General features: G+C 39.8%; 20 protein-coding genes. 10 read left to right on the top strand and 10 right to left on the bottom strand.

Translation table 11 applies throughout. The features are described from left to right. Nucleotides 1–214 precede the first annotated feature (214 nt). Nucleotides 215–1,366, top strand: a complete 1,152-nt coding sequence (gene metK, locus J8L98_RS04320; protein ID WP_192508350.1) for a methionine adenosyltransferase — start codon at nt 215–217, stop codon at nt 1,364–1,366. A gap of 51 nt (nt 1,367–1,417) precedes the next feature. On the opposite strand, the gene J8L98_RS04315 is transcribed toward metK, so the two are convergent. Beyond that, on the bottom strand, nt 1,418–2,395 hold the full coding sequence (locus tag J8L98_RS04315) for an AraC family transcriptional regulator ligand-binding domain-containing protein (RefSeq protein ID WP_210995455.1): 978 nt from the start codon (nt 2,393–2,395) through the stop codon (nt 1,418–1,420). Nucleotides 2,396–2,452: 57 nt separating this feature from the next. Between J8L98_RS04315 and J8L98_RS04310 the strand changes: the two genes are divergently transcribed. Together J8L98_RS04310 and J8L98_RS04305 are read left to right on the top strand one after the other, a co-directional pair. Then, complete coding sequence (locus tag J8L98_RS04310) at nt 2,453–2,860, top strand: hypothetical protein (protein ID WP_210995454.1); 408 nt, start codon at nt 2,453–2,455, stop codon at nt 2,858–2,860. Continuing rightward, nucleotides 2,850–3,665 carry a sterol desaturase family protein gene (locus J8L98_RS04305; protein ID WP_210995453.1) on the top strand — a complete coding sequence of 272 codons (816 nt, stop codon included), beginning with the start codon at nt 2,850–2,852 and terminating at the stop codon, nt 3,663–3,665. The genes J8L98_RS04310 and J8L98_RS04305 overlap by 11 nt, the downstream gene beginning before the upstream one ends. Nucleotides 3,666–3,687: 22 nt before the next feature. Here J8L98_RS04305 and J8L98_RS04300 read toward each other — a convergent pair whose 3' ends face one another. Then, nucleotides 3,688–4,608, bottom strand: a complete 921-nt coding sequence (locus J8L98_RS04300; protein WP_210995452.1) for a DMT family transporter — start codon at nt 4,606–4,608, stop codon at nt 3,688–3,690. A 193-nt stretch (nt 4,609–4,801) separates the two neighbouring features. On the opposite strand from J8L98_RS04300, the gene J8L98_RS04295 reads away from it, so the two are divergent. Beyond that, the gene (locus J8L98_RS04295) at nt 4,802–5,161 is read left to right on the top strand and encodes a RidA family protein (protein ID WP_210995451.1); all 360 of its coding nucleotides are present in this window, start codon (nt 4,802–4,804) and stop codon (nt 5,159–5,161) included. A gap of 179 nt (nt 5,162–5,340) precedes the next feature. On the opposite strand, the gene J8L98_RS04290 is transcribed toward J8L98_RS04295, so the two are convergent. The 5 genes from J8L98_RS04290 to rplU all read right to left on the bottom strand — a co-directional run bounded on the left by J8L98_RS04290 (nt 5,341) and on the right by rplU (nt 8,276). After that, complete coding sequence (locus J8L98_RS04290; RefSeq protein WP_192508356.1) at nt 5,341–5,715, bottom strand: DUF3718 domain-containing protein; 375 nt, start codon at nt 5,713–5,715, stop codon at nt 5,341–5,343. A gap of 80 nt (nt 5,716–5,795) precedes the next feature. Continuing rightward, the gene (folA, locus tag J8L98_RS04285) at nt 5,796–6,287 is read right to left on the bottom strand and encodes a type 3 dihydrofolate reductase (RefSeq protein ID WP_348771888.1); all 492 of its coding nucleotides are present in this window, start codon (nt 6,285–6,287) and stop codon (nt 5,796–5,798) included. Nucleotides 6,288–6,355: 68 nt separating this feature from the next. Beyond that, nucleotides 6,356–7,516 (bottom strand): Obg family GTPase CgtA, encoded by a 1,161-nt coding sequence (gene cgtA, locus J8L98_RS04280; RefSeq protein WP_010361517.1) that lies wholly within the window; start codon nt 7,514–7,516, stop codon nt 6,356–6,358. Between the two features lie 173 nt (nt 7,517–7,689). After that, the gene (gene rpmA, locus J8L98_RS04275) at nt 7,690–7,947 is read right to left on the bottom strand and encodes a 50S ribosomal protein L27 (RefSeq protein ID WP_010361516.1); all 258 of its coding nucleotides are present in this window, start codon (nt 7,945–7,947) and stop codon (nt 7,690–7,692) included. 17 nt (nt 7,948–7,964) lie between these two features. Then, nucleotides 7,965–8,276, bottom strand: a complete 312-nt coding sequence (gene rplU / locus J8L98_RS04270; RefSeq protein WP_010361515.1) for a 50S ribosomal protein L21 — start codon at nt 8,274–8,276, stop codon at nt 7,965–7,967. Nucleotides 8,277–8,641: 365 nt separating this feature from the next. On the opposite strand from rplU, the gene ispB reads away from it, so the two are divergent. Beyond that, nucleotides 8,642–9,613, top strand: coding sequence for an octaprenyl diphosphate synthase (gene ispB, locus J8L98_RS04265; protein WP_210995450.1), 972 nt, complete (start codon nt 8,642–8,644; stop codon nt 9,611–9,613). A gap of 71 nt (nt 9,614–9,684) precedes the next feature. Here ispB and J8L98_RS04260 read toward each other — a convergent pair whose 3' ends face one another. Both J8L98_RS04260 and mutY read right to left on the bottom strand, forming a co-directional pair. Beyond that, nucleotides 9,685–9,960, bottom strand: coding sequence for an oxidative damage protection protein (locus tag J8L98_RS04260; protein WP_010361512.1), 276 nt, complete (start codon nt 9,958–9,960; stop codon nt 9,685–9,687). Between the two features lie 34 nt (nt 9,961–9,994). Then, nucleotides 9,995–11,053 carry an A/G-specific adenine glycosylase gene (gene mutY / locus J8L98_RS04255; protein ID WP_210995449.1) on the bottom strand — a complete coding sequence of 353 codons (1,059 nt, stop codon included), beginning with the start codon at nt 11,051–11,053 and terminating at the stop codon, nt 9,995–9,997. A 127-nt stretch (nt 11,054–11,180) separates the two neighbouring features. Here mutY and trmB point away from each other — a divergent pair, with 127 nt between their 5' ends. The 5 genes from trmB to arcA all read left to right on the top strand — a co-directional run bounded on the left by trmB (nt 11,181) and on the right by arcA (nt 16,176). Beyond that, nucleotides 11,181–11,906, top strand: coding sequence for a tRNA (guanosine(46)-N7)-methyltransferase TrmB (trmB, locus tag J8L98_RS04250; protein ID WP_210995448.1), 726 nt, complete (start codon nt 11,181–11,183; stop codon nt 11,904–11,906). Between the two features lie 37 nt (nt 11,907–11,943). Continuing rightward, nucleotides 11,944–12,981: a methyltransferase gene (locus J8L98_RS04245; RefSeq protein ID WP_210995447.1), complete on the top strand. Its 1,038-nt coding sequence runs from the start codon at nt 11,944–11,946 to the stop codon at nt 12,979–12,981. Between the two features lie 236 nt (nt 12,982–13,217). Further along, nucleotides 13,218–14,837 carry an ATP-binding protein gene (locus J8L98_RS04240; protein WP_210995446.1) on the top strand — a complete coding sequence of 540 codons (1,620 nt, stop codon included), beginning with the start codon at nt 13,218–13,220 and terminating at the stop codon, nt 14,835–14,837. Continuing rightward, on the top strand, nt 14,837–15,352 hold the full coding sequence (locus J8L98_RS04235) for a YfiR family protein (RefSeq protein WP_210995445.1): 516 nt from the start codon (nt 14,837–14,839) through the stop codon (nt 15,350–15,352). The genes J8L98_RS04240 and J8L98_RS04235 overlap by 1 nt, the downstream gene beginning before the upstream one ends. A 107-nt stretch (nt 15,353–15,459) precedes the next feature. Next, the gene (gene arcA, locus J8L98_RS04230) at nt 15,460–16,176 is read left to right on the top strand and encodes a two-component system response regulator ArcA (RefSeq protein ID WP_192508364.1); all 717 of its coding nucleotides are present in this window, start codon (nt 15,460–15,462) and stop codon (nt 16,174–16,176) included. A gap of 89 nt (nt 16,177–16,265) precedes the next feature. Here the strand turns inward: arcA and arcB are convergent, their stop codons facing one another. Beyond that, nucleotides 16,266–18,599 (bottom strand): aerobic respiration two-component sensor histidine kinase ArcB, encoded by a 2,334-nt coding sequence (arcB, locus tag J8L98_RS04225; protein WP_210995444.1) that lies wholly within the window; start codon nt 18,597–18,599, stop codon nt 16,266–16,268. Nucleotides 18,600–18,705 lie beyond the last annotated feature (106 nt).

The following is an 18,705-nucleotide window of genomic DNA, read 5'->3' as shown; positions in this document are numbered from 1 at the left end:
CTCATTTCAATGGTTGACTGCAATGACATTTCTTAGAAAAAACAGGTACAAGATGAATTTTATATTCACATTCTTTTTAGAGAAGCTATTTAGACGTCTAGGCGTAAAAAAACTATGCAGAGCTGCTTGTTTTGGTTAGAATAGTGAGTATACATTTTTATTTCCTGCGCTATCCCTGTTGTTTGTGAAGCGCATATTTGTGAGCATACATACAATGGCAAAACATTTATTTACTTCTGAGTCTGTGTCTGAAGGCCATCCGGATAAAATCGCCGATCAAATTTCCGATGCGGTACTTGATGCAATTCTTGAGCAAGACCCAAAAGCACGTGTGGCGTGTGAGACTTACGTCAAAACTGGTATGGTCATGGTTGGTGGTGAAGTCACTACTAGCGCATGGGTAGACATTGAAGAACTAACACGTAAGACCGTTCGTGATATCGGTTATACTCACTCAGATATGGGATTTGACGCTGATTCATGTGCCATCTTAAACACAATTGGTAAACAGTCTCCTGACATCAACCAAGGTGTAGACCGTGCACGAGCTGAAGAGCAAGGTGCAGGTGACCAAGGTCTAATGTTCGGTTACGCATGTAATGAAACTGACGTACTCATGCCCGCACCAATTACTTATTCTCACCGCCTTGTACAACGTCAAGCGCAAGTACGTAAAAGCGGTGAGCTTAGCTGGTTGCGCCCTGATGCAAAGTCTCAAGTGACATTCGCATACGAAAATGGCAAAGCCGTTGGTATTGACGCTGTTGTTCTTTCAACTCAGCATTGTGACACTGTTTCGCAAACTGATTTAGTTGAAGCTGTAATGGAAACAATTATCAAACCAGTATTGCCTGCTGAGCTTATTTCTAAAGCAACTAAGTTTTTCATCAATCCTACTGGCCGTTTCGTGATCGGTGGTCCTATGGGTGACTGTGGTTTAACTGGCCGTAAAATCATCGTAGATACATATGGTGGTATGGCGCGCCATGGTGGTGGTGCTTTCTCTGGTAAAGACCCATCAAAGGTTGACCGCTCAGCTGCTTATGCCGCTCGTTATGTTGCTAAAAACATTGTAGCGGCTGGTTTGGCTGATAAATGTGAGCTGCAAGTTTCTTATGCCATTGGTGTTGCTGAACCAACCTCTATCAGTATTGAAACTTTCGGCACCGGTAAACTCGAAGAATCTCGCTTAGTTGAACTTGTTCGTGAACACTTTGATCTGCGTCCATACGGGCTGTTAACGATGCTTGACCTTGAACGCCCTATTTATCAACCAACAGCGGCATATGGCCACTTTGGTCGTGAAGAGTTCCCATGGGAAGCAACTGACAAAGCAAATGCTCTGCGAGCTGCCGCTGGGTTATAATCTAGCCTAAAATATACTACTGAAAAACGCGGTGTCCATACACCGCGTTTTTTATATCTGATTTTTAGTCTCATTTAAGTATGCACTTGGCGACATCCCATACCAACGCCGCACAGCTCGATTTAATGACGCCTGCTCTTTATAACCCAATAAATCACTTAATTCCTGTTTTCGCATAACATACCCAAATTGCCCAAAACGCCGTAACCGTTCTTTATCTTTTAGTTGGCTAAAACTCAGTTTTTGTGCTGTTAGTTTTCGTTGTAAAGTCCGTGTCGACACGTTCAAGTGTTGGGCTAATACGCCTAACGTGAGAGTATGTAAATCACAACTATGTAAAACAAGTTGTAGTTGAGAGAGCCATTGATGCTCACCAGCAGAGCCACTAGCAAGCTCGTTTATCGATATTAATAAATGAGCTTGAATTACCTCATTACGGGTGATTAATTTCACAGCTAACAATGAAACTGGGAATTCAATTCTATTCGATGTTTGCTTATCTTTAACTGGACAATTAAACCACACTTCCATCAAACGCAGCTGTTCATGCGTAAACGCATCACTAAAATGCATTTCACTCGGTGTTAAGGCTTGTCCTGATATCCGTCTAACTGTTGCAACCCATGCAGTCATGTTTCTCAGTACTGCATGACGGTTATGAAAGTAAGGTCGCCACACAAGTGTTGCACTGCTATCGCAAACCGTGAATTGTATATCACCAATATTAGCAACCGTTTTGTCAAATTGCAGTAGCCAATCTATTGCGCATCCGATGGTATCACTGGTTTCTACCAAATACCCCAATAAGCCATACTCTGCACTCGTAATCGTTTTTCCGGTATTAAACCCCCATAAACTATCACCTTGTATTTTTACGGCTGTATCGATTGCTTGTAAATAAGCAGCCATAGGAACGCGCCTACAATCGCAATACCGTTCAGGTAAATAGTGCGCAACGACTTTACAATATTCTTGACTAACATCTGACACTTTGGCGCCTAATGACAAATTAATGGCTTCTTCAGTCAAGTATATCCACCTTAAATACAATATGCTAGCTTTGACTTTATTGCAGAAAGAACGCAAATGACTTTACTTGATATAATCATAGAACTACCTAAAGAAGGTGAATTCAACTTTTATCAGCTGACTGATTGTCAGTTTTTAAGTCATATTTTTCGCGCCCAAATTACAGCTCTCGACAACAAAGAGCTGACAGAGCGTCGACTTGTTTCAATGCGTGGACATCAATTTACAGAGCGTGTTATTCAACTTTCAGATACGTCCCTAACTTATCAGATAGAAGGTAACGGTCCAATTAAGCTGCACCTCGGTGAAATTAATTACACCAATTCAAATACGCAACATTTTTTGCACTATAAAATTTCAGGAACCAGCAATACCTGGCTACCCTCGTGGTTATTAAAAGCTGTGCTATATTACGATTTCAAACGGGCTGGTAAACGCTTGTGGAGCGTACTCAATGAAAGTTGAATACATACTCATACTTCTTAGTCCAGTGTTTATAACTGCGATTGTGCTAGAGCGGTTAAAGCTCAAAAATAAATATTCACTCAAAGAGCTATGTTTAAATGTTTCTTTGGCTCTGTCGCATCAAATAGTAGATATGCTTGTCATGATATTGCTTATGCCAGTATTAATCTGGCTACACTTAAACTTTTCTTTATTTTCATTTGAAGTCTCATTTTTAGCGGTACTCCCAGCCTTTGTATTACAGGATTTTCTTTATTATTGGTTTCATCGAGCTAGCCATCAATGTGCTTGGTTGTGGAGTGCACACGTTGTCCACCACAGCTCACTCCACATGAATTTTTCAACCGCTTTAAGGCAAAGCTTATTTTATCCTCTAACGGGGATGTGGCTGTTCTGGATACCATTGATCTTAATTGGTTACCCGCCACAATTCGTTTTCAGTTTAGTTGCATTGAACTTAGCTTTTCAATTTTTTATTCATACCGAAATAGTGCCTGAATTAAAATACATTGGGAGCATTTTTAATACCCCCCGCCACCACTGTATTCACCATGCAACGAATCCACATTGCATTGATAAGAACTACGCAGGAGTACTTATTATTTGGGATAAACTATTCGGTACCTTTCAAACTCATAGCCCTAATGAGGTACTCGTATTTGGTGTTAATGAACATCGCTACTCGATGTCATTTTTAGACGTTGTTTTTACACCATGGGGCATACTTTTTAATAATTTAAAAAAACAAAAAAATGTACGAAACATAATAAAAACACTGTTTGGAGCACCTTTAAAGCACAAGTAAACAATATCCCCCTTCCCAGCAATCAATTACTGCTCGCTTTTTCTTTATTAAAATTCAGTAAATAAACAGCCGAAATAGCCAACACGCCACCACAAGCTACTGGTGCAGACAATGTTTCACCAAAATACAACGCAGACAACCCCATCGCTGAAGTAGGTACGACAAAAATAAAAGAGCTAGAGCGACTAGAGCCTAGCTGCTGTGTCGCCAAGAAAAAAATACTCGTAGCAACACTTACCACGACAGTTGATAAAAAAGCCATATGTAACCAGTACTCTAAAGAATATATTACCATCGACTTCAGTGGTGAGTAGCTATACGCAAATCCATAACTGATTAAGCTCGCGAACCCATACATAAACGTACTAAACAGTAAGAAATCGGCGTATCGGCCGCCTATTTGACTAATAATTGTTAAAATGGCCCACGTGAAAGCCGCGAGAATAAAGTAGAGATTACCTGATGCAAGTAATTGGTCTAAGTTGAAACTCCATATTTCAATCATAAACAACCCACCAATTAGCCCAAACGTTAGGCCCATACCTTGTACTACTTTTAGCTTCTGTTGAAATACAAGGCTCGTTAATAAAAACGTAAATAACGGGTTTATCGTCGTCACAAGCATGCCACCCTTACCAGGTAAGCCATTATGGAGTCCGAGAAAAAATAATTGATTGTATCCAGCAAGCAATGCCCCTGCAGGTAACGACCACAGCAAAGCGTTACGAGAAAACTTTAGCGTCACAAGTTGAAACCTGCGTACAACAAACAATATCGGTAGCATACTCAAAGTGGCTATCGCCAGGCGGTAAAATGTTGTTACTTTGGTCGGTGCCATATCAGCAATAATTTTCCCAGAAACCCAACTTGTCCCCCATAACAACATTGCGATAATAAGTGAAATTATCAATACAGTCTCTGTAGAGTCTTTAGTCTTAATCATAATCCCTGTTTAGCTCACTATTTATAATGGTGTAACATTTTTACCTTCAGTGTACATCAAAATAGGACAGGATACTTCGGCCTCAGTCATAGTACTTATCCATTATATATACGTAAAAAGACTATATAATTTGGATACATATCGGCTAGTTACCGGTTTATAATTAGAGTAACTATTACTGTTAGGATCTTGAATGAATATTGAGCGCAAACAAACCAATCAAAGAATGAGTCGGACTGTCATCCATAACAATACAATTTATCTATGTGGCCAAGTATGTAGTGATGCAACCAAAGGGATAACAGAACAAACACAAACCATGTTAGACAAAGTAGATATATTACTCACTGAAGCTAATAGTGACAAATACCACTTACTCAGCGCTACCGTGTATATTAGTGACATGACATATTTTAAAGAAATGAACGCCGTATGGGACTCGTGGGTGCCTCAAGGGCACGCACCAGCTAGAGCATGTGTGCAAGCTGCAATGGCCAGACCTGAGTTACTCGTTGAGGTCTCTATCGTAGCAGCAGTAAAAAATAACAAGTAAACCCAAAATCCTTTTATAGCTTACACGTAGCCGCTAGTAGTGTGATGTACAACATCTGGATGCAATTATTAATAGCGACTAAGTTTTAAAAAAGGGAACTACCTTAGTCAAAAAAAACCTTGGATACTTCCAAGGTTTTCAACCTATCTTACATAAACACGAAATCCGCGTTTAATAATTTATAGGCCTGCACGCGCTTTAATAACAGCGATAAGTGGCGAACCACTGTGACCATTACCTTCAGCCCATGAAATATCAGCACCATCAACTAGCGCACTTTTCGGTAAATTTTTAACTATGTATTCACCTGCACCTGCAGCATTGCTCGCAATTGCATGGCGTAACAAGTTATTACCATTACATTGAATCGCATCGTAGATATTACGAATTTTCACTCGTGAGCTTTTTAGCTTTTTACGTAAACGCCCTTTGTCATCAGCGGCAACATATTCACACAAAGATGCTGCAAGCTGTGCATCTGCATGTGCATTTTGACTAAAAGACAAAGACGCAGCACATAAAGAAGCTGACACTAGCACGGTAGTTAATTTCATTTTAGACCCTTCAATAATACTTTATTCGTACCCCAATACTTATATAATTGTAGCAATCTATATAATTGTTAGCAACAAACTCATAATTTTTTCTGTAAGGTTACGAATTTATGACTATATATATTTTTATCATCCGCTTCATTATGTTGCGTTTCCATCACCTGCCACTCGCCTATCTTCTCATAATCTGGAAAGCAGGTATCTCCTTCAACCGTTAAGTCAATGAAAGTCAAATAAAGTCGTTCACATAAAGGAAGGAATTGTTCATATACCAAGCCCCCTCCTATTATCATAACCTCTGCTTCCCCCTCAACCAACGCAAGTGCAGCGTCAGCAGATGTAACAACCTCCGTTCCTTGCGCATTATAATCTAAATTACGACTAATAATTATATTCCGTCTATTGGGAAGAGGGCGTCCTATAGACTCAAAAGTCTTCCGACCCATAATGACTGGTTTATTCAACGTAACTCGTTTGAAGTGTTGTAAGTCTGCCGGTAGGTGCCAAGGCATTTTATTACCTTGTCCAATCACTCGATTATCCGCCATTGCTGCAATCATTGAAATTATCACATTCACTCCTATACTTATTAAGTATTAAAAAAGGGCTTACAGCCCTTTTTTAATATTACCATCTCAGGTTATCGTTCGTAGACAACTTCTACATCGTAGTCATCTTCATCCCAATCATCATCCCAGTCATCATCGTCTTGTGCTTCTTGAGCCGCTTTACGATGATAGGTGTCCCACTTAAACTCGACCTCTTCTTGCTCTTGCTCTACCTCAAACTTGTCTTTAGGCATGCTGTCTAGCAATGTCATAATGTCGTAGCATAATGGCTGGGTATTTAATTTATTAATAGCTGAGACCTGATACACCTTCTCTGCATCAAGCTCTTGTGCAATACGTTCACAAATGGCCTCAGCTTCGTCCTCGGGCAATAGATCTATTTTATTCAATACTAACCAGCGAGGCTTTTCTGCTAGTTTAGGGCTATATTGGTGTAACTCATTAATAATTGAGAATGCATTATCTACTGGATCGGTGCCATCAACAGGCATCACATCGATAATATGTAAAAGTACACGACAGCGCTCTAAATGCTTCAAAAAGCGAATGCCTAAGCCAGCACCATCCGAGGCACCTTCAATAAGGCCTGGGATGTCAGCGATTACGAACGACTTACTTGCCTCAGGGCGAACAACACCTAAATTTGGGATCAAGGTAGTAAATGGGTAATCTGCCACTTTAGGTTTTGCTGCTGAAACGCTGCGAATAAATGTCGACTTACCAGCATTAGGTAGGCCAAGCAAACCAACATCAGCGAGTAGTAGTAATTCTAATTTTAAGTTACGAACTTCACCTTTAGTACCTAATGTCTTCTGTCTAGGTGCACGGTTTACACTTGACTTAAAGCGCGCATTCCCCAATCCATGAAAACCCCCTTTTGCAACAAGTAATTTTTGTCCATGCTGTGTTAAATCACCAAGTGACTCTTCCGTATCAACATCGCTTACACGCGTTCCTACAGGTACTTTCAGGTAAAGGTCAACACCCTTTTTACCCGTACAATTACGTGACTGTCCATTCGTTCCACGCTCCGCACGGTGAAAACGTTCAAATTGGTAATCAACCAATGTATTCCAGTTTTCATCTGCTAGTAAGTATACACTTGCACCATCACCACCATCACCGCCATCAGGGCCGCCATCAGGGACGTATTTCTCACGACGAAATGACACAATGCCACTACCGCCATCGCCCGCTTCTGCACGAATTTCAACTTCATCGACAAACTTCATGGTTACTCTCTTTTGACTGGGGGGTTCTGATTCCCGAAGTATAATACTAATAAGACAAAATCTTTAGTCATTATTGCAGTTTGCTTCACTTTGCCACTGCATATCACTTCGTTAGGAGGTTCTATAAAAACAAAAAACCCCGCCGTAGCGGGGTTTTTTTTAATCTTTACCGATTACTCAGCAACGATGCTAACGTATTTACGGTTTAATGGACCTTTTTGTTCAAAAACAACTTTACCGTCTGCTTTTGCAAAAATTGTATGGTCTTTACCGATACCTGCGTTAGAACCAGCGTGGAAACGAGTACCACGTTGACGTACGATGATGTTACCCGCTAAAACTGATTCGCCACCAAAACGTTTCACACCTAAGCGTTTACTTTCTGAATCGCGACCGTTACGAGTACTACCAGCTGCCTTCTTATGTGCCATCTTTCTGTACCTCTAAATTAAGCGCTAATGCCAGTGATTTTAACTTCAGTGAACCATTGACGATGGCCCATCTGCTTACGAGAATGCTTACGACGTCTAAATTTAACGACCTTAATCTTCTCACCGCGACCGTGTGAAACAACCTCAGCTGTCACTTTGCCACCGTTTACGAACGGTGCACCGATCTCGATTTTCTCACCATCAGCAACTAAAAGTACTGAATCAAATTCAACTGCTGCACCAGTCTCAACGTCTAATTTTTCTAGACGAATCGTTTGACCTTCAGTCACACGGTGCTGTTTACCACCACTTTGGAAAACCGCGTACATAATTAACTCCGCTTGTGCGCCCTCAAATCGACGCAACTTAATATTCTTCAATAGGGCGCGAAGTTTACGCTAATGCGAACCTACGTGCAAGCCCATTTTCCTATAAACTGAATAAAAAATAGCGGCTAAGAGAGCGAATCATTATTTTCTGCTAGTCTATCCAAAAAAAGCCATAAACCAAAGCGCTTTTTTCTTCTTTTACGACAACCTTCTATAAGTCAAAAAAACAACTGTATTTGAACGTATTTTCAACAGCATGGCCTGCTAAGAGGTTTTTTTTTATTGTTCTTTGACAAAATATCGAGCTAAATGGAATTTTGTAGTACACTCGCCTCGTTTATCTATTTAACCTGGCTTGGAGTAAGATGGATATTAAGGCTATCCAGGCGTTAATCGAAACCGATATGCTTAACGTCAATGAATTAATACACGCACAAATGCAATCTGACGTTGCATTAGTTAACCAGCTTGGTCTGTATATTGTTAACAGTGGTGGAAAAAGAATAAGACCCATGTTGACACTACTGGCTGCTAAAGCGCTTGGTCATCAAGGTGAAAAACACGTCACTTTAGCAACTATCGTTGAATTTATTCACACTGCTACATTATTGCACGATGACGTAGTTGACGAATCAGCATTACGTCGAGGTGAACCAACCGCAAACGCTGAGTTTGGTAATGCAGCCAGTGTATTGGTTGGCGACTTTATATACACTCGGTCGTTCCAATTGATGGTTGGCTTACAAAATATGCAAGTGATGCAAATTTTAGCTGATGCGACAAATGTAATCGCTGAAGGGGAAGTGTTGCAATTAATGAATTGTAATGACCCAGACACCACAGAAGAAAGCTATATGCAGGTTATATATAGTAAAACAGCAAAATTATTTGAAGCTGCAACGCTACTCCCTGCTGTTGTACTTGAGCAATCAACCGATGTGCAAAACGCTCTAAAGTATTATGGAATGCATTTAGGCACAGCGTTCCAACTTGTTGATGATGTATTGGATTACAGTGCAAATGCTGAGCAAATGGGCAAGAACTTAGGTGACGACCTTGCTGAAGGGAAGCCGACTCTACCTCTTATATATGCTATGCAGCATGGAAAAGCTGAACAAATTACACAAATACGTAATGCTATAGAGCAAGGCAACGGGTTAGAGTATTTAGATGATATACTAATCACTCTAACAGAAACGAATGCCCTAGAATTTGCTATGGATAAAGCGAGAGTTGAAGCTAATAAAGCCATTCAAATGCTCAATATTCTGCCTGATTCGCCGTATAAGCAGGCATTAATTGGGTTAGCCGAAATATCAGTCTCAAGAGATCACTAATCCAAACAACGTCTACGTAACAAGAAAGCCGCAGTGCGGCTTTTTTAAAACGATTTAGAGTATCACCGTACTTACTTTTGCTCTGGTGGGCGATAACCCTCTATTTCCACTTCTTTATTCTCGAATAAAAAACCAACCATCTGTTCTTCAAGTAACTCTCGATGTGCTGGGTCCATCATATTTAAGTGTTTTTCATTGATCAACATAGTCTGTTTATGCTGCCATTGCTGCCACACTTCTTTTGAGATGTTATTAAATATTTTTTCACCTAATTCACCCGGGTAAAACTGGAAATCTAATCCAGGTGCGTCTTTTTGTAATTTTTGACAAAATACAGTACGAGCCATAACTTATTACCTACTTAAGGAAGATACTGTTAGTTTAACTCATTGTGCCTATGACTTTAACTAACTTTTTGGTCGGTGCAGCTAAACCAACTTGTGCAGGGTCATGTAAGTCATACCATAATAATGGCTGTTCATGCACGCAATCAGGTACACTATCTAGGTGCAGGATTATTGGATTGATAGTAAGTTCAAAGTGAGTAAATATATGCACAACAGGCGCTAATGATTGTATATTACCGTCAATGCCCTGTTGCGCTATAAATAGCTCTACCAGTTCATGAGCTTCAAATTCAAAAAAGCCAAACAATCCGCCCCAAATACCCGAGCTTGGCCTTTTTTCCATCAACAGTTTATTTTCTGCTTTAATAATTAAATGGTACACCGTTTTCTTCGGTTTCGCTTTTTTTGGCTTTGAGTTAGGGAAATCTCTTACTTGGTTATATTTATGCGCTGAGCAGTCCGTCATTAGTGGACAAGCCTGACAATCAAAGTTAGCTCTAGAACACAGACTCGCACCTAAATCCATCATGGCCTGATTAAACTCAGTCACATTATCTTGCGGGGTTATTTTTTCAATCAACTCCCAAAGGTTATTTTCTACTTTCTTAACACCATACCAACCTTCAACCATAAAGAACCTTGCTAGTACGCGCTTCACATTGCCATCCAAAATAGGATGATGTTGCCCTAAAGCCAATGATAAAATGGCGCCAGCGGTAGAGCGGCCAATACCGGGTAAAGCGACTACTTGCTCCATGGTTTCTGGGAACAAACCTTTATACTTATCACGCACAATTTTAGCGGTTTTATGTAAATTTCGTGCTCTGGCGTAATACCCCAACCCAGTCCAATGATGTAATACTTCATCCTCAGGTGCATCAGCTAAATCAATAATGGTTGGAAACCGTGCCATAAAGCGATTAAAATAAGGAATAACAGTCACAACTTGAGTTTGTTGCAGCATCACTTCTGACACCCATACTTTATATGCTGTTTTTTCTAATTGCCAAGGCAGTGTTTTTCTACCATGAAGGTGATACCAACTAACTACTTGCTCAGCAAACCACGAACTCTGACTATTTGATACTTGCATTGACGGTGCAACTTTACTAATTCAACTTGGCCGCCAGTGTAAGGAGCTTTTAAAAACAGTCAAGCTATTGTACTTATCGCGTCGAACAGGGATAATATGCGCCCACTTTTCACTGTGCAGAATGACTATGAACGATTCGAGTAAAACTAGGCTTGAGCAAGCTCAGCAAGAAGGCAAATATATCCGCAGAATACGCAGCTTTGTAAAGCGCGAAGGTCGTTTAACCAAAGGCCAAACGGCTGCAATTGAAAAATGCTGGCCAACTATGGGCCTAGAGCATAGCCAAGGTTTACTAGATTTATCAGAAGTCTTTGGCAATGACAACGACGTGGTACTAGAGATTGGCTTTGGTATGGGTAAATCATTGGTTGAGATGGCAAAAAATGCACCTCATTTAAACTTTATTGGCATTGAAGTTCATAAACCTGGAGTTGGGGCGTGCCTGATGGAAGCGGATGAAGCGGGTATTACCAACTTACGTGTATTTGAGCATGACGCGGTAGAAGTACTGGCTGATTGCATCAAAGATGCAAGCTTAACCACAATGCAACTGTTTTTCCCTGACCCATGGCACAAAAAGCGTCACCACAAACGCCGTATAGTGCAACTAGAGTTTGTTGAAAGCCTTAGAAGTAAATTAAAAATCAGTGGTGTATTTCACATGGCAACTGATTGGGAAAACTATGCTGAACATATGCTTGAGATAATGAATGCAGCACCCGGGTACGAAAACTTATCAAAAACATCTGATTATATGCCCCGCCCTGATAACCGGCCTCTGACTAAATTTGAGCAACGCGGTCACCGCCTTGGACATGGGGTCTGGGATCTCATGTTTAAACGCAGTAATTAATTGAAAGCACCTGCCCTTTCTAACCTAATGAGGCCTTATGAGTCAGTTATCAAACCCTAGTTTGTTGTTAATGCGCAATGATGATGAGTTGCAAGCAAACAAGATTCTTGTGATCAATGCAAACAGGGATGGCTTCCTATTGCAATTACAACAACTAAACCCAAATAGTGATGTACATGCTTTTAGTTATAATATTGCAGATCATCAAGCTGCAGAAAAACACTCTGGTATATTGAGTTCTGTTGACCATAGCTTGCCATCAATTGACAGCTTAGATCTCATCATCTACTTCTACCCTAAATCCAAGCCGGAAGCGGTAATGATGCTCGATAATATTAGAGCTATTGCGACCAGTAACACCCGCTTATTAGTTGTAGGACATAACAAAGGCGGTGTGAAATCAATTGAGAAACAACTCAAACCACACGCTGATCTATTTTGCAAATTAGATAGCGCAAAACACTGTGTTTTGTATGAATTCTCTGACCTTCACCTATTACCTAAATTTGATATCGCACAATACCAGTCTGAATTTCAAGTACAAGTAGGTGAATTAGAGTTTACCGCTGTCAGCGTACCTGGCGTATTCAATCACGGAAAACTTGACGTGGGGACTAAACTTTTACTCGAGAATATTGATGTGCCATACAAAGGAGCTATTTTAGACTTTGGTTGTGGTGCTGGATTGATTGCGACATTTATGGGTATTAAGCAAGCTGCTCTCACGCTTAACTGTCTAGATGTAAATGCCCTAGCATTGTATGCTACCGAGCATACCTTAAAGGTAAATGGCCTATCAGCAAAATTGATTCTCAGTGACGGCCTGATGGATGTAACGGGGCAATTCAACTTAGTAATTAGCAACCCACCATTTCATACGGGCATCGCAACCGACTACGGGATTGCCGACCGCTTTTTAAGCGACAGTCGAGGTTTTTTAAAGTCAAAAGGGAAAATACAAATTGTTGCCAATAACTTCTTAAAGTACACCCCAATACTTGAACAACAATTTGGTTCTTTTTCTACCTTAGCAAGAAATACCAAATTCACTGTCTATGAGGCTAATAAAAACTAATCAAACTGGCCGACTTCTCACCCTACTGGATAAAATAACACGAATAATCAGGGATTTTATTGTTATTTTATCCATTCTCTTTGCTACACTTGTGAATAGTTTACAATCATTGAATCAAATATTGATGTTGTATGTGTTCCAAATACAGCTAATACCTACAGCACAATTGATAAGCGTTATGTATTCATATCAACACATTTGGATCAAGTTTTTCAAACGCTGAATAAAGGTCCTTAATGGCTAAGCAGACACCAAAAACAAGTATAAGAAAAGTCCTAGTCAGCGCTGTGATGTTAGTCACTGCGTTATGTTTATCGTTATCAATTTCAATCTCTACCTACCTTGATGTCAAAGAACAAAAGCAACTGGTTATCAATAAGCTTGATATGATTGCAGAAATCATCGCTTTTAATGCGCAAATCACCTTGATATTTGAAGATAGAAAAACAGAAGAAAAACGCTTAAAATCTTTCAATAAAGTTGAACTAGTAAAAAATATTCATATTTATGACATTGACGATGTCACCAATAAACCCGTTTTTTTCACGAGTTATAACGCCAGCAAAACCCCCCCTGTTCCATTAAAAGTAAATAGTGTAGAAGACTTAAAAGTCCCTAGAATAACAGCAGATTATATTGAACTTGTTAAACCAGTTGTTTATGAAGGGAAAATAGAAGGCTATGTTTATATTCGAGGAGGGTTGGAAAGGTTAAATAAGTATATTAATACAAAAATACTCGTTGATATAATGTTAACTTTATTCGTTTTATTGTTAGTGTTATTGGTTGCTAGAGGGATACAAAAACGCATCGCAACCCCAATAGAGGAACTATCTCTATTATTACAAGATGTTTCCAAAAACCATAATTACAATGCACGTGCAGAGCGAAGTAATATAGAAGAAGTTAATACTCTCGCCACCAATTTAAACGTTATGCTAGCGCGAACTCAAAACCAATTAGAGCGCCATAAAGCTGATAAACAAGAAATAAAACAACTCAATCAAAGCCTAGAAGAAAAAGTAAATCAGCGAACTATCGCGTTAAGAGAAGCAAATCAAGAACTTCTCAATACCCTCGAAAGAATGCACCAATACCAGAATCAAATTGTTGAAAATGAGAAAATGGCCTCGCTTGGACAAATGGTTGCAGGCGTTGCTCACGAAGTAAATACCCCTATCGGTTTAGGCGTTACCGGCTCTACTCTATTACGCGACAAGTTATCTGATATAAAAACAGCGTTCGAACAAAAAAGTTTAACATCCAAACAGCTCGAGCGATTCATTGGTGATGGTATAGAAAACCTTGATTTAATCTATAGAAACTTAAATCGAGCTGCCGATCTTATCTCTAGCTTTAAACGCGTTGCAGTTAGCCAAGATCTAGAGCTCAGCTCTGATGTAAACGTAACCAGCTTACTGAACAATATTATGACAGCAATGAAAGCTGATATTGTAACCAAAAACCCAGTTATAGATGTTCAATGCTCCACCGACTTAACCATTAGTAGTAAAGCAGGCCCTTTACAACAAGTCTTCGAGCAACTCATTTCTAATTCGTTGCTCCACGCTTTTAAAAGCATCGAAAACAACATAATTCATATAAATATTACACGCACTAGTGGACAGCTTTCCATTATTTATACTGACAATGGCGATGGAGTACCCGTTTCCATTCGTAAACGAATTTTTGACCCCTTTGTCACCACGAAAAGAGGTGAAGGGGGCAGCGGCCTTGGTATGCATTTAGTCTATAACTTAGTGACGCAAGCTTTGAATGGTAATATCGCGTTAGATGAAGCATATGACAATGGCACTCGATTCATCATTACATTGCCTTTGGTAGAGATAGGGTAATGCGAAGTATATTTATTATACTGGTACTTTTTGCATATCCTGCTTGTGCAAAAAGCCCAAATGAGGTACGTTCTGCTTTTTTATATCAAATGGCTAAGTTTATTGAGTTCCCTAATCAACAAACAAAAATATCGACTCGTTTTTGTTTTTATCAAATAAATACCGGACCTGGTGCTATTTTAGCTAAAAATAAAAAACTAAAAATAAGAAAACGGCCAATCGAAGTTATTAAAATAGCAAATAGTTCAAATATAATGGAACTTTCTCAACAGTGTGATATCACATACATTGATGAAACGAATGAAAATGATATACTGTCTACTTGGACCGATACAACCTCTTTAAATATGGTTTTGGTTGGAGATAGCATAGAGTTTCTAGAAGATGGTGGTGTCGCTTCATTGGTCCAAGAAGGGAGTAAAATCCGACTGTATATAAATAAGCAACAGGTCACACAGCATAATTTTACTGTGTTATCTAGATTACTTGCAGTTTCTAAGTTTCATCCCAACTGATTTTACTTGTTAACAATTGGATATACTCCTATAATCGTAAATATTCGGTTTTATTAGATAGCACCGAATAACATGTAAATAATATATTCCGAAAAGGTTAATTTATAATGCAAACGCCAGTCATTCTGATTGTAGAGGATGAAGACGTAACTCGCCTGAACCTCGTTAGTTTATTTGAAGCAGAAGGTTACAAAGTAATTGAAGCCATTGATGGCGATGACATGCATGACAAACTGACAACGCATGACGACGTCAATCTTGTTGTTATGGACATCAATCTTCCAGGTAAAAACGGCTTAATCTTAGCGCGTGAACTACGCCAAAAAAGAAATATCGGCTTAATTTTCCTAACTGGTCGCGATAACGATGTTGATCGCATCCTTGGGCTGGAAATTGGTGCTGATGATTACATCACAAAACCATTTAACCCACGAGAGTTAACTATTCGTGCTCGTAACTTGATCTCTAGAACTGGTTCAGCAGGTGAAGAGTCAGCCATCGAGAGTAATGGTGTGATCACGTTTAATGGTTGGGAATTAGATGAAAATAGTCGTTGCTTAACGTCTCCTGCGGGAGAAGCAAAGCGCTTGCCTAAAGGTGAGTATCGAGCACTTCGTTTAATGCTAGATTCACCGGGTAGAATTTTTAGCCGTGAGCAATTAATTAAGCATATGACAGGTCGCGAACTTCGTGCCAATGACCGTACCGTTGATGTAACGATACGTCGTATACGTAAGCACTTTGAAAGTGACAGCAATACCAGCGAACTGATCAGCACGATTCATGGTGAAGGTTATCGTTTTATCGGTAAAATTGACGGTTAATTATACTGGCTGTTTTGCAGTTATATTAAGGGGCTTATTTAGCCCCTTTATTTATTCTTATTGCTACATACGAACATGCTAAAGAAACACTAACTCTCTTCATTAGAACCGAGTACGCTAATTGCGTCTTTTAACGATGCTTGACCGTCTTTTATTTTCTCTTCGAGTTCAACAACCCACTGACTTAACTTGTCAGCACCAACGTTATCTGCATCGAGTTCCATGACTTTGGCATGTAACTGCACTTCCTGTAAACCCACAGAGCCTGCGGCTCCTTTAAGCTTATGAGCAACCGAACTATACTCTTCAATATCACCAGCACTTAATGCACTGCGTAATTCTTCACAATATTTAGGGTTTAACGTTTCAAATAAATCACTACTGCGCTTAAAAGGCTTAACACCCATAGAGGAGACAAAGTCGATGATCGTTTCTACATCAAGCAAATGGTAGTCTTCACTATTGAGCACTATCACTGACTGTTCGTCGCCTCCTGTATGCGCTTTATTTGAGTCAATTCCAAATAACTCTGCCAACATTTTATCTAAACGTGTTGTATTAATTGGCTTCGCCAATGCGCCTTGAATACTAATCCCTTGCAACTCCTGCTCTGCACTTCGCACATTTGCGGTCAGGGCAACAATTGGCAAATTATCATAGTGACTATCTGCCCTCACTTCCCTTGCTACTACATCACCATTAATATCTGGGAGTTGCATATCCAGTAGAATTAAATCAAGTTCATCTTCTGTTGCGACCAGCGATAAAGCATCTTCACCCGTTTCAGCCCAGATCACTTCATGCCCGCGCTGTTCTAATAAATTAGTTGCTATTTCAGCATTTAATGGCACATCTTCCACCAGCAAAATATATAGGCTTCTACCTGCATAGCTTTGCACCTTAGGTGCACTGCAGAGTGTCAGTGGTATTTCAACATCAAATCGACTGCCCTGCCCCTCGATACTGCTAACATGTATTTGTCCGTTCATAGCGCTAACCAGCGCTTTTGTTACGGCCAGACCAATCCCCGATCCAATCGCATTCGCACCAGTTGTATCTGGCGCTTTATAATACATGTCAAAGATACGCGCTTGTTGGTCACTGGGTATGCCCATTCCAGTATCGATAACACTAAATGATAACCACTGACCCGACTCTCGGTTCTCTCTTTTAAACTCTAATGTCACACTGCCTCGATGAGTGAACTTCACCGCATTATTAATCAAATTCCATAATACTTGCCTTAAACGAGTTGGATCTAACAATGCGTAAATGTCCAAAATTCCTGTGCGATGAATTAAAAACTCTAAACCTTTTTGATCCGCTATAAGACCGGTAAAATTGACCACGTCATTAATAAAATCAGAGACATTAATACTGTCGGTTGCAATATCAAGCTGCTCTCTGTCAATTTTATCCAAATCAATGATGTCATTAAAAATATTGCCAAGTGTTTCCGCACTAGAAAAAATAGTATTACACCAACTTTTCTGCTGCTGGGTGAGCTCGGAGTCCAGCATCATACGAGTAAGACCAACAATACCATTCAGTGGAGTTCGTAATTCATGGCTTAAGGTTGCAATAAATTTACCTTTGTCTTTATAAGCGGTTTCCAATGCTTGCTCAGCTTCTTTACGGCTTGTAATATCACGGCCAAACGCGAGTAATCCGATGTACTCCCCTTTATCATTAATAAAAGGAAGTTTTCGCATTTCGAACCAACGACTTTCACCATCAACTGGGTACTCTACATCTAAGGTCATGGGTTGTTGTGTTGTCGCCACTTCAGTATCAGTACGAAGTACCTCTGGTAAGTAATCCTGAGGGTAAATGCTCTCAACCGACTGACCAATTAATTCTCCACTACTTTTACCAATAACCAGTTCAAACATCTTATTACACCCAGCAAATATGCCATGTTGGTCTCGGTAATAAAATAAATCAGGAGAAGAGTCGACTATTGAGCGTAATAGCATACTTTGCTGTGCAAGCTCTTGCTGCGTTTTCTTGCGTTCAGCTATTTCTTTACGCAGCTCTTCGATTGCACGATGCTTTGCGTGCAATGCCATTTTCCTCTCATCAACCTCATTATTTAAACGATTAATATTGTCTTTGAGTGTTTGGTTTAATAGCTTTTCTTGCTGAGTGGCAGATTCTAAATAAATTTTCGATGCTTCCAGCTGCCGCATTGCATAAATGGTTATCGAAATCAGTACTGGGGACGTTACACCTGCAAAAAATAGTACGGCTAACACATCAACAATGATTATTTCACCCAATGCAATGTAATAAAACATGCAAGATAAAATAAGGGATACGAGCAACAAAAATGCATAGCAAAATAATCCAGCTGCTTTATCACCAAACTTATTGAGAAGGCTTACCAATACACGGCCCCATGGGCCAAAAGAAGATTCAATCATAGTTACCACTTACCCTATTAACCTGCCCATTATACCTAAGCACTAATAAGAAGCTAATTATCCCTGTTATTCGTATCGCTTGTTTCTATACTGTATAGCCAACTGC

Source organism: Pseudoalteromonas sp. MMG013 (assembly GCF_018100885.1).
In the GTDB taxonomy this organism is placed as follows: domain Bacteria; phylum Pseudomonadota; class Gammaproteobacteria; order Enterobacterales; family Alteromonadaceae; genus Pseudoalteromonas; species Pseudoalteromonas aurantia.
Note: the sequence above shows the minus strand (reverse complement) of the source record. Positions and strands in the feature narration are given on the sequence as shown.

Coding starts and splice junctions, on each gene's coding strand:
- J8L98_RS04290 (WP_192508356.1), bottom strand. CDS start 5,715: ATGAAATTAACTACCGTGCTAGTGTCAGCTTCTTTATGTGCTGCGTCT.
- J8L98_RS04240 (WP_210995446.1), top strand. CDS start 13,218: ATGGCTAAGCAGACACCAAAAACAAGTATAAGAAAAGTCCTAGTCAGC.
- trmB (WP_210995448.1), top strand. CDS start 11,181: ATGAACGATTCGAGTAAAACTAGGCTTGAGCAAGCTCAGCAAGAAGGC.
- J8L98_RS04310 (WP_210995454.1), top strand. CDS start 2,453: ATGACTTTACTTGATATAATCATAGAACTACCTAAAGAAGGTGAATTC.
- J8L98_RS04305 (WP_210995453.1), top strand. CDS start 2,850: ATGAAAGTTGAATACATACTCATACTTCTTAGTCCAGTGTTTATAACT.
- ispB (WP_210995450.1), top strand. CDS start 8,642: ATGGATATTAAGGCTATCCAGGCGTTAATCGAAACCGATATGCTTAAC.
- rpmA (WP_010361516.1), bottom strand. CDS start 7,947: ATGGCACATAAGAAGGCAGCTGGTAGTACTCGTAACGGTCGCGATTCA.
- arcA (WP_192508364.1), top strand. CDS start 15,460: ATGCAAACGCCAGTCATTCTGATTGTAGAGGATGAAGACGTAACTCGC.
- J8L98_RS04295 (WP_210995451.1), top strand. CDS start 4,802: ATGAATATTGAGCGCAAACAAACCAATCAAAGAATGAGTCGGACTGTC.
- arcB (WP_210995444.1), bottom strand. CDS start 18,599: ATGATTGAATCTTCTTTTGGCCCATGGGGCCGTGTATTGGTAAGCCTT.
- metK (WP_192508350.1), top strand. CDS start 215: ATGGCAAAACATTTATTTACTTCTGAGTCTGTGTCTGAAGGCCATCCG.
- J8L98_RS04300 (WP_210995452.1), bottom strand. CDS start 4,608: ATGATTAAGACTAAAGACTCTACAGAGACTGTATTGATAATTTCACTT.
- rplU (WP_010361515.1), bottom strand. CDS start 8,276: ATGTACGCGGTTTTCCAAAGTGGTGGTAAACAGCACCGTGTGACTGAA.
- J8L98_RS04245 (WP_210995447.1), top strand. CDS start 11,944: ATGAGTCAGTTATCAAACCCTAGTTTGTTGTTAATGCGCAATGATGAT.
- J8L98_RS04235 (WP_210995445.1), top strand. CDS start 14,837: ATGCGAAGTATATTTATTATACTGGTACTTTTTGCATATCCTGCTTGT.
- mutY (WP_210995449.1), bottom strand. CDS start 11,053: ATGCAAGTATCAAATAGTCAGAGTTCGTGGTTTGCTGAGCAAGTAGTT.
- J8L98_RS04260 (WP_010361512.1), bottom strand. CDS start 9,960: ATGGCTCGTACTGTATTTTGTCAAAAATTACAAAAAGACGCACCTGGA.
- cgtA (WP_010361517.1), bottom strand. CDS start 7,516: ATGAAGTTTGTCGATGAAGTTGAAATTCGTGCAGAAGCGGGCGATGGC.